Consider the following 11304-nt stretch of genomic DNA (forward strand, 5'->3'; position numbering starts at 1 on the left):
AACCTTCAGGGGCAGGTCCGTCAACTGGCTGTTGACGAAGCACAAGTAGCGCCGGCGGTCCAGCTCAACAGGAGCCGACCAAGTGATCGACCAATCAAGGAGAGCGGATTAGCGGATTCACTTGGGAGTCCAGTCGAACGACCGAAAGGGGCCCGTTGCGGACATTTCCAGATGATCAAAGCTGACGTTCGAGTTTGCCCGGCAGGCCACATCTTCCGCAACCGAACAAGACGGGGCGCACCTGCGAGGCATTGGCGCCACCTCGGGTACGGCATTACGCGACCACCTAGTCGAGCTGAACTCCGCTGCGTCTGACCGCCTCGCCCCAGTGGGCGTATTCGCTCCGAACGAAGGCCGCCGCTTCCGCCGGGCTCTTGCTGAACCTTGGAATGGTGCCAATCTGCCGCATTCGTGCATCGACGTCGGGCGTCTGCATAGCCTTGTTCATCGCCGCGAACGTGGTCGCCACCAACTTGCTGTTCGTGCCGGCAGGATAGAGAAGCATCAGCCAGGTGACTGCGCTGAAATCCTTGAAGCCTTGCTCCGCAATGGTTGGCACGTTCGACATCGTGCTCAGCCGCGTGGTCGTGCCCACGGCCAGCGCCTTGAGGCGACCGGATTGGACAAAGGGCTGCACTGCCGCGGCCGTCTCCAATGCGAGAGACACCTGGCCCGCAACCACGTCCGTCAGGCCGGGGCCACTGCCCTTGTAGGGCACGTGCAGGATGTCGATGCCCGCACGGCGCTTGAAGTCTTCCATGGCCAGGTGAGAGACCGTGCCGTTGCCTGAGGACGCGTTCGTCAACTTGCCCGGATTCTCCTTGGCGTAGCGCACCAACTGCTCCACGTTGCCGAAGGGCATCGATGGATTGCATACCAGCACAAAAGGAAGGTCGCCCAGCAGTCCCACCGGCTCGAAGTCCTTCATCGAGTCGTAGGGCACCGACTTGTACATGTGCGGATTGGTTGCCACGGCGGACATGTGCGTGAGCATCATGACGCTGCCATCGGCCGGGGATTTTGCAAGCGCGCCCATGGCCAGACTTCCACCTTGGCCCGGCTTGTTGTCGACGATGTAGTTGGCACCGGTCACGGCGGGCAGCTTGTTGGCGAGCAACCGAGCCACGATGTCGGTGGCCTGTCCGGCAGGAAATCCGACGAGGATCTTCACGACCTGCGATCCATTGGAAAGCTGAGCGCCTGTTGCCCCGGCGAAGCTGACGCCCGCAGCGGCAAGGACGACGCTGCGCCGACTGATTCCAGCATTCTTCATGTCTATCTCCATCTCGATCTGTCAGTGGGTAGTGGAAGGTGTGCCGCTCAGCGTGCGAACAGGACGCCTGCCAGCGTTGCGAAGGAGCCGATGGCTGCCGCAATGGCAAGCCACCAACCGGGCACCAGCACCCCCGCAGGGACGCTTGCCGTCGGCTGGACGATGGGGACCGCTGGCACTGCAGGGGCCACCACAGCGCCTGCGTTGTCGACGCTTGGCGCCTTCGGTGCAGGGTTGCCTGCTTGACCTGCGGACTCCTTCGCAATGGGCACCGCCACGAGTGCGCTTTTTGCCGCAGCGGGCACGTCGCCCAATTGCGCCTTGAAGGCCTTGAAGAAATCGTCGGCCATCTTGCGCGCGACGCTGTCGATGAGCCGCGAACCCACCTGGGCGAGCTTGCCTCCCACCTGCGCCTCGGCGGTGTAGGTGAGCTCCGTCTGGCCGTTGGATTCGGTCAGCTTGACTGAGGAGTTGCCCTTGCCGAAGCCGATCGCACCTCCCTGCCCCTCGAACAGCATGGTGCAGGACCCGGGCGCATCGACATCCGACATCTTGAGCAGCCCTTTGAAGCGCGCACGCAGCGGGCCGATGGCCGCGGCGACGATCACCTTGAATTCCTCTGCGGATGTCCGCTCGACAGACTCGCAGCCGGGCAGGCTCATCTTCAGGATGTCGGGATCGTTCAGTGCATCCCAGACGCGTTGGCGCGGGGCCGCGATGGTTTGTGTGCCGGTGATTTCCATGATGGCCTCAATGCGCGTTCTTCTTCATCCCAGCCGCCGTGTTCACCATGGAATGCAGGCTGCGCGCATAGTCGATGGCAGCCTGCTCGTCCATGCGAGGGGCCACGCGCAGATATTCCTTGAGGCCCAGAATTGCCGGACGCGGGCGGGACAACAGCAAGCCGACAAAGCGCTCCACTTCGGCCTCCAGCTTTGCCTCGGGTACCACCTGGCTGACCAGTCCATAGGCCAGGGCTCGCTGCGCATCGACGAAATCGGTGGAGTACGCCATCCAGAGAATGGCATTGCGGTTCATGCGGTCGTACACCGCCGACATCACCATCGTCGGCATCACGTTGTGGCCGATCTCCGGAATGTTGAACGTGGCGGTGTCACTGGCAAAGCTGAYGTCACACAGGGACGCGATCGCCGTGCCGAAGCCCATGCAACGCCCCTTGATCACGCCGATGATCGGCACCTTCGCACCACGCATGGCCTGGTAGCTGCCGAAGATGCCGTCGTATTCGTCGCGGCGGGTGTACGCCTCGGAGGCTGCGGGCGTGGGCCCGGCATCGCGAATCCGCCCGGTGCAGAAGTCCGGGCCGGCGCTGCGCAACAGGACTGCGTCGGAGGTCTGGTGGGCCGTGGCGAGCAGTTGCGACAGTGCCGATGCCATGCTGTCCGAAACGCCGTTGTCGTCAGTGCGGTTGAGGGTCACGGACAACAGGCGGCCCTGTTGTTCGACGATGAGATGGGGGTGCATGAGAGTCTCCGTGGGTCAGTTGGTGAGGGGTTGATTGCGGACCTGCTTGAAGTGGCGCAGCAGCGCCGCGTTGAACGCAGTGGGTTGATCGACGTTGGGCAGGTGCCCCGCGTGGGGAATCGTCTCGAGCGCTGCGCCGGGGATGCGCTGCTGCAGGCTGTGCATTGCCTCGGGCAGCACGCCATCGTTCGAGCCGACGATCAGCGTCGTGGGCGTTGCAATGCGTGCCACCTCCGCGAGATAGTCCAGTCCCTGGATAGCGCGGGCACATCCGACGAATCCCTTGACCGAGGTGGCGGCCGCGATGGCCTGAAGACGCCCGGAGGTCTCGGGATTCGCTGCCACGAACTCCTTCCCGAACCAGCGTTCGATCGTCGGTACGGCAAGCGGTGCGCAGGTCCCGTGCTCTTCGGCAAGCGCAATGCGCTCGTCCCAGGGCGCAGCCACTGCAGGCGGTGCATCGGCTCGCGCGGCGCACAGCACGAGGCTCAGGAGCCGCGCACCATGCTGGATGCCCAGCCCGAAGCCGCTCATTCCTCCGAGAGACAGCCCCAAGTAGTGCGCCCTCGCGATGCCCAGCGCATCCAGCACCGCGACGGTGTCCGCGGCCAGGCCGTCCATGGTGACCGCTTGGGACGTCGGCGCCGGCGAATCCCCGTGCCCCGTGGTATCGATGCGGAGCACATACCACCCTTGCGCGGCGAGGAGTGCCGCCTGCTCGTCCCACATGAGGCCGGACGACAGGATGGAGTGGGTCATGACGATTGCCGGGTCTTTCGGATCGCCTTGCAATCGCACGGACAGTTCTCCGTGGTGGCCGCGCACACGGCGCTGCTGGATGTCTGCGTTCGTCATTCGGATTCCTTCACCCCGGCCGCGCGCAGCGCGCGCCAGACGGCTTGCGGCGTCATGGGCAGTTCGTTGATGTTTGCGCCGACGGGGGCCAGCGCATCGTTGATGGCACTGGCGATCGCGGCCGGGCCGCCGAGATAGCCGGCTTCTCCCGAGCCCTTCTGGCCGAACACGGTCAGCGGCGATGGCGTGCAGTGGTCGACGATGGTGATCGAGGGCACCTCTTCCGCACTGGGCAGGAGATAGTCCATGAAGGTGCCCGAGAGCAGTTGCCCTTCCTCGGAGAAGGCAAACTTCTCAAGCAGTGCAGCGCCCAGGCCATGGGCGACACCGCCGTAGGTCATGCCGTGAACCACGTCCGGGCTGATCATCACGCCGCAGTCGTGGCCGACGGCGTAGCGGTGCAGGTGGGTCTTGCCGGTCTGCGGATCAATGCTGGCGAGGACGACGTGGGACTCGAAGGAGTGGCACGGGTACATCTGCACGCGCCCATCCTCCGTCGGCATCTTCCCGCCCGTGGGCACTTCCCAGCAGAACTTCTCCTGGAGCCCCGGCTCCATGCCCGGAGGCATGCAGTGGTATTTGCGGTGGGCGATCGCCACCAGCTCGTCCCAGCTCATCCGGCGGGCGGGGTCGGCCTGCACGACGACGTTGCCGTCTTCATAGGCCAGGTCTTCCTCGGGCACCTCCAGGTTGTGCGCAGCGATCGTGAGCAGCTTGTGCTTGAGGATCTTTGCGGCGCCGGCCGCGGCGCCTCCGAGCATGATGGCCATACGGCTGCCCACCGGGCTGTTCGATGGCAGAGCGTTGAGCGAATCCGCATGCAGCACGCGGATGCTGTCCGGCTCTCGCTGCAGCACTTCGCCAACCACGGTCGACACCAGCGTCTCGTGCGCCTGCCCTGAGGTTGAGGTGCCCATCAAGGCTGTCACCGCACCGTTGAGGTCGATGCGGATGAGGCAGGAGTCCATCCAGGTCGTCGTCTCGTTCTTCGGATTGAAGAGGGGCTCGAAGGCAGAGTTGCCGCCGGATGGCTCCAGGCAGGTGGACACGCCGATGCCCGCCAGCAAGCCCTTGGCGCGCAGCGCGTCCCGTTGCTGGACCAGTTCGTCGTATCCCGCCGCTGCGAGCGCCTTGTCCATCACGGCCTCGAAGTCGCCCGAGTCGTAGTAGGTACCGCTCGGGATCAGATAGGGGAACGAATCCTTGTGAATCAGGTTCTTGCGGCGAAGCTCCACCCGGTCCATGCCGAGGTAGCGGGCGACCCTGTCGATGCCCGTTTCGATGGCGTAGTTGGTCGGTGCCTGGCCGAAGCCGCGCACCGCTTCCTGCGGCGTCTTGTTGGTCATCACCGAGTAGGCGTCGTACTCGACGCTGGCGATCTTGTACGGCCCCACGATGGCGCCCACGGGCTTGCCAAGCTGCAAGGGGGAACGTCCGGAGTACGCGCCGATGTCATCGATGGCGCGCATGCGCATCGACTGGATGGCGCCATCGCCATTGAAGGCCAGGCTGACCTCGAAGATTCGATCCGGCCCCTGCATGTCGCCGCCGCGCATGTTCTCCAGCCGGTCCTCAAGAAAGCGCACTGGCCGGCCCAGCTTGCGAGCGAGGTAGCCCACCAGGATGGTGTGCTTGAGGCCGCGCTTCAGGCCGTAGCTGCCGCCCACGTCCACGTCGAAGTGCACGCGCACGCCATTGCCGGGCAGGCGCAGGCACTTGGCCAGCAGGTCGGGATACTTGGGCATCTGGATCGAGGCCCAGACATCCAGGATCTGCGTCGCATCGTTCCAGCTGCAGGTGGCAACGAAGGTCTCGATCGGCACGGTGGAGCTGCGCGCCCATCGGGCCCGGTAGCTCAACTGGTGCTCCGCCGCGGCGAAGTGCTCGTCGACCTCACCCCAAGTGAACTTGCGGTTCCAGATGATGTTGCCGCCATGCGCCGGGTGCACYCTTGGGGCATCGGGTTCCATCGCCCTCTCGGGATCCACCACATGGGGCGTGGGCTCGTACTCGACGTTCACCAGTTCGGCGGCATCCTCGGCGAGGGCGCGGGACTCGGCCACGACGGCCACCACCCACTCGCCGGCATAGCGCACCACGCCGCGCGCCAGCGGATAGCGTGCCACCTTCGGCGCGTCGACCCCGGGCAGCATGGGATCGATGACGTCATTGAGTTCCTCGCCGGTCAGTGCCTCATGCACCCCCGGCATCGCCAGGGCGGCAGACGTGTCGATGGACAGGATGCGGGCGCTCGCATAGGGGCTGGCAACGATCGCCACATGCAGTAGTCCCGCCGGCACCACGTCGGCCGCATAGTGCCCCTTGCCCGTGACAAAGCGACGGTGTTCCACCGCCCGACGATGACGGCCGATGTACTTGAAAGCCTGGTAGGCAGGGTGCTTCGGATCAGCCATGGGACACCGCCTCGCGCTTGCCCTGGGCGTCCTTGACCTCATACCCCGGCGAGGTGGCCAACTTCACCGCGTCGACGATCTGCTGGTAGCCCGTGCACCGGCAGAGGTTGCCGCCGATCGCGTCACGGATCTGGGCTTCGTTGGGTTGCGGCGTGCGCTCCACCAGTGCATGGCAGGCGACCAGCATTCCCGGCGTGCAGTAACCGCACTGCAGCGCATGCGTTTCGCAGAAGGCGTCCTGGATCTTCGACAGGCATCCGCGCTGCGGCGCCAGGCCCTCGACGGTGGTTACCGACATGCCATCGGCCTGGACGGCAAACATGCAGCAGGAGCGCACCGGCTCGCCGTCCAGCAAGACGGAGCACGCGCCGCAGATGCCGTGTTCGCAACCCACATGGGTTCCGGTGAGGCCCAAATGGTCGCGCACGAAGTCGACCAGTGTGGTGCGCGCTTCGATGGCGCGTGGCTGTATGACGCCGTTGACTTTGATTTCGACCGTGACTAGGGAGGAAGACATGGCAGTGCTTTCTTGTCTCAGTGTTGAAGGGTGGATGCGGGGCTCTGCGCCTGGGCGGCCTTGAGCAGGACGCGCGTGAGCATCACGACGCCCAGATGGCGCCGGTAGTCGGCGTTCGCATGCAGGTCCGATCCCGGCTCGGTCTGCTGCAGGGCGGCTTGGGCCATTTCTTTGGCCATGCCCGAATCGATGCGATAGCCGACCAACTGCTGGGCCAGCTCCGGAAATGCCCTTGGCGTGCCATCCACCCCGCCGACGCCGAAGGCCACGCGGCGGCAGACGCCGTCTGCATCCAGCTCAATCTGGCAGGCGGCAGAGGCCATGGCGAAGTCGCCACTGCGCATTGCGGTTTCATCGAAGGCTGTGGTGACGGTGCCTTGCCACACCGGCCATTCGATCTCGACGAGGCATTCGGTTTCACCTGTCGCGGTGAACATGGGGCCGAGAAAGAAATCCTGCGCGGAGACTTGGCGCTCGCCATCGGCCTGGCTTTGCAGCCGCAGCGTCGCATCGAGCACCGTTGCCGCCAGCGGTAGTTCGGCTGAGGGGTCCGCGTGAACCAGGCTGCCGCCAACCGTCCCGCGGTTGCGCGTCTGGATATGTCCCACCCAACGCAGGGCATCGCGAACCAGCGGCAGCGCCGCATGAAGTTCAGTCCCGTGCTCTACCGTCCGCTGCCGGGTGGTGGCGCCCATCCGGACCCTGTCCGCCTCGATGCTGACCTGTCGCAGATCGGCGAGCCGGTAGATGTCCAGAAGGACAGTGGGCCTCGCGAGGCGCATCGCCATCATGGGAACAAGGCTCTGTCCACCGGCGATCGCCTTGGCATCCATGCCGTGCTGGTTCAGGCAGTCCAACGCGTGCTCCAGAGATTCCGCGCGGACGTAGTCGAAGGGTGCTGCTTTCATGTTCTCACGCGGGTTGGTTGCTGCTTTAGGTGGAGAGGAGCAAGTCAGCGCGGTCGGTGGCGGCCCGAGGAAATCTCACATTCCTGTGCCGCTGCGTGCTTTCTGCTCTCTTCGTTTGTCTCGTTTCGGTAGGAGAATTCTGTTTTCCCGCCGACTTCCGGGCAATCGATCAAAACTGGCCCAGCGTGAGAAAATCTCACAGCCTGGCGCACGTCCCGGACGCCGCGACATTTGCGAGTGCCATCATGAGAAAGCTCCCCCCGCTCAACGCCTTGAAAGCCTTCGAGGCCGCCGCCCGTCATGTCAGCTTCACCAAGGCTGCGGAGGAGCTGCATGTCACGCACGGCGCGGTCAGCAGGCAGGTCACGCTGCTGGAGGATTGGCTGGGCGTCGCACTCTTCCAGCGCAGTGCCTCGCAGATAGGACTGACGGACAGCGGCCGCGCCTATGCGCAGGAACTCACATCGCTTCTTGATCGCTTGTCTGTCGCAACGGCGCAGGCCACGCAAAACACGTCGGCCATCAACGTGAGTGCCCCGCCGACTTTCACGATGCGCTGGCTGATCCCGCGGCTATCGACCTATCAACGCAAGCGGCCTGGCGTGGAAGTGCGGCTGACCACATCGATTGCACCCGTGCACTTCCAGGAGAACAAGTACGACATCGCCATACGGGGGGCGCTGGAGCCGATGACAGGTTGCGACTCCGTGCCCTTCATGACAGAGACCATCGTCCCGGTCTGTCATGCGGACTTTGTGGAGACGGGAGGTTTGCACAGCCCTGCGGACCTGTCACGACATACGCTGATTCGCTACACGACCGAGCCCTACCCGTGGTCGACCTGGTTCGATGCGGCGGGAATACAGAAGATCGCAGGAGTCGGCACGCTTCACTTCGAACAGATGTACTTCGCCTTGCAGGCTGCATCGGAGGGACTTGGCGTGGTGCTGGTGCCGCTTTTCCTTGTCGCAGACGACATCGTGGCAGGAAAGCTGTGCGCGCCCTTCGGCTTGCATGGCGCGATGCATCGGCACTACTACGCCAATACTTCACCGGCCTCGTCTCACAACGCAGTAATCGCTGAATTCCGCGCGTGGCTTGTGGAGGAAGGACGGAGCACCGAACGTGCCATTGGCCTCTGGGCGCAGGAGACATTGAGGCAGGCCAGCCCACCTGCCAGGACAAAGGCGCGAAGACGAAAGCCGTAGCCAACTCGGGAAGCGCTCGCCGATGAGTTGGAAGGGTTGTCGCGAATGCCGCAAGGGGCCGCTTTCGGGAGCACCGTCAAATGGCGGCTCATGGCCGGTTGCTGCCCTCGCGCTGCTCTCAGGCCGCAGAACCGGGGCCATCACCGCCCGGTTTGATTGGCCGCTCGAACTTGGTGCGCGCCGCCAGCCCAAGCAAGGTTTCGACTTGACCGGCTGCTCGCATGACCTGGTACAAGTCGACGGTCTCTGCAGTCGTGTCTTCCTTCACATAGGCGGCGAGGTAGGTTTTCGAGTTGTTCTCGACGCCGTTGCGGCCGCAGACGATGTAGGCGACGGATTCGGCTTCCAGTTCCCGCTGTCTGTGCTCGAGCCTTGGGCGATCCGGAATGTTGAGGTACTTGTCGGCGCCAAGATGCCCCAAGAACAGGTGGCCGAGCTCGTGGGTCAACGTGGCGAACTGCACATTGACGTTGTGATTGCGGTTCACCCTCATGCGGTAGTGCGACGGAACGTCGGGCTTGACCGAGCGCGCCAAGAGCCGGATCGACCCTGCAAGGTTGTCGCCGGCATCCACGCAACTCCATTCGATGCCTTTGCCAGACAACTTCTTGGAGCAGGCTTCCAAGATCGCCGACGTGATGCCACCTTCCGCCGTAAAGGCTGCGACCCCAGCTGGCAAGGCGGCGCCGTCGGTATCCAGGACGTCATAGACCAAGGCCACCGACCCGAAGGGCCAAAGTATGGGCAAGGGCCGTGCCCCCTCCTTGATATATCGGCCGAATCGGTCACGCCAATCCGGCGCCGATGCTGCATAGCTCCGGCCGGGCTTCTGAAGCTGCAGCAACATGGCGTTGAAGGGCGCGAAGTTGGGCAGGAGGATCACAAAGTCAAGCAACGCGTGGTAGTCGCTTCCCTTCCGGTACAGCCTCGAATCGTCCAGCAGCTGATCAAGCAGGGAACGCCCAATTCGGACGCGTACTGTCGGCCATGACCGGTCGGTCGCGACCGTCACCTCTCGGAGCGGCCCGCCGAGTATGGATCTTCGGGTTCAGCCCCACGGACATCACGGTATTGATACGGAAACAGGCCGGCGCCAATACATATCTCGGGGATTGGGCTAGCGCCGTGTGCATTGATGCGGGCGCCACGCTTCCGGCGGAACGTTTGGGAGCGCCAGCGGACCGAGGCGTGCCAGAGGCGCAGRTCATGGCGGTGCTTGGCATCGGGCGCACCGCGTTGTGGCGYGCGCGCGCTGCATATCTGCAAGGCGGGTTGGAGTTGGCGCTGTTCGACGTTKCTCGTCCCGGTCGGCCGAGCCGGTACGACACCGACGCGCAGGCGCGCGTCGCAGCGCTGGCGTGCTCGTCACCGCCCGAAGGACRACAGCGCTGGACTCTGGTCGAACTCGAGCGCGCTGCACGCCGAGAGCCCGGTTTGGGCRCCCTGGGTCGAGAGACGGTACGCCGYATTCTAAAAAAARCGATCTCAAACCCTGGCGCAARGTGATGTGGTGCGTGGGAGYGCTRACCSAGGAGTACCGTCAACGCATGTACGGCTTGCTTTGAGCTGTAYGCTCGAYCGCTTCGGCCAACCGAGSCSGTCATCTGSATCGACGAGAAGAGCMTGCAGYTGCTCGMCCACAGCCGCGAGCCGCTKCCGATGAAGCCGCGCAGCCCTGCCARACTGGAYTACGAATACAAGCGCAACGGCACCACCAATCTGTTCGTGGCGATCGAGCCCAAGGCCGGTCGCCGGCTCGTCACGGTCACCRAGCACCGCGCCAAGCCCGACTTCGTTGGCTTCGTCAGCGAGTTGCTCACCGGGGTATACGCGAAAGCCAAGCGTGTGCATCTGGTACTCGACAACTTGAACACGCCCTTCAGAAAGTGCTTCGAAGATGTACTGGGTCAACGCGCCGCGTCCAAACTGCTGCGCAGAGTGGAGCTCCACTACACGCCCAAGCACGCGAGTTGGCTGAACATGGCAGAGATCGAGATCGGAATCCTCAGTCGTCAGTACCTGGATCGGCGAATTCCCAGTCGACAGGCTCTTCAATCCGAAGTCAACGCTTGGCAGCGCGAGCGCAATCATCGACAGCGAACCATCAAATGGAGCTTCACTCGGCAGGATGCAGATCGAAAGCTCAGCCACCGATATGTTCCGATACTTTCGGGTTGATGTACTAGTGCTGCTTCAACAGCATAGAAAGCCATGCCTCAGGAGGCAACTGTGCACAGCGGGGGTGGTGAAGCCGTCGCCTCCGCGCTGCAACATCTCCGGCGACGGACTCTCTCGGGGCCAGGTTGGCCTCAAGCGAAGCGCGACAGCGGCCGGCACTCCGTGGTGAGTCGTGCCTTCACCCGCTGTTGGGTTGCTGACAGTTTTTCTTCGCTCCTGACGGCTTTTCCTCAAAAGTTCACACGTCGTGCCCTAGACCCCCCGCCGCGCGGCTACAGATATTTCCCTTATTTGAAAGCAACGAATCGGTCGTTCGCCGTTGACGGACGCGCCCGCAGAATCGGCAGCCTCGTGCTGATTGGCACGACCTTCCGACTTGGCTCCGATGAATTTCCAACAACTGCGCTCCGTGCGCGAGGCCGTGCGATGCGGCTTCAACCTGACCGAAGCAGCCCAGGCGCTGCAC

Annotated in this window: 11 protein-coding genes; 3 read left to right on the forward strand and 8 right to left on the reverse strand. The window is 63.9% G+C overall.

The features are described from left to right. Window positions 1–286: 286 nt before the first annotated feature. Genes AC1DY5_RS25700 through AC1DY5_RS25730 form a run of 7 tightly spaced genes read right to left on the reverse strand, consistent with a single transcriptional unit; the run spans window position 287 to window position 7452 of the window. Window positions 287–1273, reverse strand: a complete 987-nt coding sequence (locus tag AC1DY5_RS25700) for a Bug family tripartite tricarboxylate transporter substrate binding protein (RefSeq protein ID WP_478115952.1) — start codon at window positions 1271–1273, stop codon at window positions 287–289. Window positions 1274–1320: 47 nt separating this feature from the next. Next, window positions 1321–2016 (reverse strand): SRPBCC family protein, encoded by a 696-nt coding sequence (locus tag AC1DY5_RS25705; RefSeq protein WP_478115954.1) that lies wholly within the window; start codon window positions 2014–2016, stop codon window positions 1321–1323. A gap of 7 nt (window positions 2017–2023) precedes the next feature. Continuing rightward, entirely contained in the window at window positions 2024–2758 is a 735-nt protein-coding gene (locus AC1DY5_RS25710) for an enoyl-CoA hydratase/isomerase family protein (RefSeq protein WP_478115955.1), read from the reverse strand. A gap of 15 nt (window positions 2759–2773) precedes the next feature. Continuing rightward, window positions 2774–3613: an alpha/beta fold hydrolase gene (locus AC1DY5_RS25715; protein WP_478115957.1), complete on the reverse strand. Its 840-nt coding sequence runs from the start codon at window positions 3611–3613 to the stop codon at window positions 2774–2776. Further along, window positions 3610–6027: a xanthine dehydrogenase family protein molybdopterin-binding subunit gene (locus AC1DY5_RS25720; RefSeq protein WP_478115959.1), complete on the reverse strand. Its 2418-nt coding sequence runs from the start codon at window positions 6025–6027 to the stop codon at window positions 3610–3612. The genes AC1DY5_RS25715 and AC1DY5_RS25720 overlap by 4 nt, the downstream gene beginning before the upstream one ends. Next, a complete protein-coding gene (locus tag AC1DY5_RS25725) occupies window positions 6020–6544 on the reverse strand; it encodes a (2Fe-2S)-binding protein (RefSeq protein ID WP_478115961.1) in 525 nt (174 codons plus the stop codon). Before AC1DY5_RS25725 ends, AC1DY5_RS25720 begins: the two co-directional genes overlap by 8 nt. Before the next feature lie 17 nt (window positions 6545–6561). Continuing rightward, the gene (locus tag AC1DY5_RS25730; RefSeq protein ID WP_478115963.1) at window positions 6562–7452 is read right to left on the reverse strand and encodes an FAD binding domain-containing protein; all 891 of its coding nucleotides are present in this window, start codon (window positions 7450–7452) and stop codon (window positions 6562–6564) included. A 95-nt stretch (window positions 7453–7547) separates the two neighbouring features. On the opposite strand from AC1DY5_RS25730, the gene gcvA reads away from it, so the two are divergent. Continuing rightward, entirely contained in the window at window positions 7548–8660 is a 1113-nt protein-coding gene (gene gcvA / locus AC1DY5_RS25735) for a transcriptional regulator GcvA (protein WP_478115964.1), read from the forward strand. A 118-nt stretch (window positions 8661–8778) separates the two neighbouring features. Here the strand turns inward: gcvA and AC1DY5_RS25740 are convergent, their stop codons facing one another. Then, window positions 8779–9672, reverse strand: coding sequence for an ImmA/IrrE family metallo-endopeptidase (locus AC1DY5_RS25740; protein ID WP_478115966.1), 894 nt, complete (start codon window positions 9670–9672; stop codon window positions 8779–8781). Window positions 9673–9866: 194 nt separating this feature from the next. On the opposite strand from AC1DY5_RS25740, the gene AC1DY5_RS25745 reads away from it, so the two are divergent. Both AC1DY5_RS25745 and AC1DY5_RS25750 read left to right on the forward strand, forming a co-directional pair. After that, on the forward strand, window positions 9867–10166 hold the full coding sequence (locus tag AC1DY5_RS25745; protein WP_478115968.1) for a helix-turn-helix domain-containing protein: 300 nt from the start codon (window positions 9867–9869) through the stop codon (window positions 10164–10166). A 60-nt stretch (window positions 10167–10226) separates the two neighbouring features. Next, window positions 10227–10838, forward strand: a complete 612-nt coding sequence (locus AC1DY5_RS25750; protein WP_478115969.1) for an IS630 family transposase — start codon at window positions 10227–10229, stop codon at window positions 10836–10838. Window positions 10839–11304 lie beyond the last annotated feature (466 nt).

This window comes from Variovorax sp. P4_D9 (genome assembly GCF_056401695.1).

What these genes read in the sequence shown, in the direction of transcription:
- AC1DY5_RS25715 (WP_478115957.1), bottom strand. Translation starts at nt 3,613, where the DNA reads ATGACGAACGCAGACATCCAGCAGCGCCGTGTGCGCGGCCACCACGGA.
- AC1DY5_RS25700 (WP_478115952.1), bottom strand. Translation starts at nt 1,273, where the DNA reads ATGAAGAATGCTGGAATCAGTCGGCGCAGCGTCGTCCTTGCCGCTGCG.
- AC1DY5_RS25725 (WP_478115961.1), bottom strand. Translation starts at nt 6,544, where the DNA reads ATGTCTTCCTCCCTAGTCACGGTCGAAATCAAAGTCAACGGCGTCATA.
- AC1DY5_RS25730 (WP_478115963.1), bottom strand. Translation starts at nt 7,452, where the DNA reads ATGAAAGCAGCACCCTTCGACTACGTCCGCGCGGAATCTCTGGAGCAC.
- AC1DY5_RS25705 (WP_478115954.1), bottom strand. Translation starts at nt 2,016, where the DNA reads ATGGAAATCACCGGCACACAAACCATCGCGGCCCCGCGCCAACGCGTC.